Below are 478 nucleotides of genomic sequence, written 5' to 3'. Positions count from 1 at the left end.
CCAATGCTTGAACATGAGCACAGCTACGGCGACTGGCAGAAGGATGAAACCCAGCACTGGAAGGAATGCCGCTGCGGCGAGAAAACTGAAGTGGGCAACCATACTTTCGATGATTGGACGATAACAAAGGAGCCTACCACAACCGAAACAGGTTCCAGAGAACGTACCTGCTCCGTCTGCAAATATAAGCAGACAGAGACGCTGCCGGTTCATACGCACGATGTTCACGATGAAGCATGGAAATATGACGAAACCCAGCACTGGCAGGAATGCTCCTGCGGTGAAAAGCTCAATGTGGCAAACCATACCTACGGCGATTGGAAAGTAACCAAAGAGGCCACCGAGACTGAAGCGGGTTCCAGAGAGCGCGACTGCACGGTCTGCGACTATGTGCAGACCGAAACCATTCCAATGCTTGAACATGAGCACAGCTACGGCGACTGGCAGAAGGATGAAACCCAGCACTGGAAGGAATGCC

Annotated in this window: 1 pseudogene; it reads left to right on the top strand. The window is 52.5% G+C overall.

Going from position 1 to position 478, the window contains the following annotated elements:
- Positions 1-478 (top strand): annotated as a pseudogene (locus H6A12_RS13095) (hypothetical protein); the annotation flags it as partial.

The sequence above is a fragment of the Merdimmobilis hominis genome, from assembly GCF_016901855.1.
Taxonomy (GTDB): Bacteria; Bacillota; Clostridia; order Oscillospirales; family Ruminococcaceae; genus Paludihabitans.
Note: the sequence above shows the minus strand (reverse complement) of the source record. Positions and strands in the feature narration are given on the sequence as shown.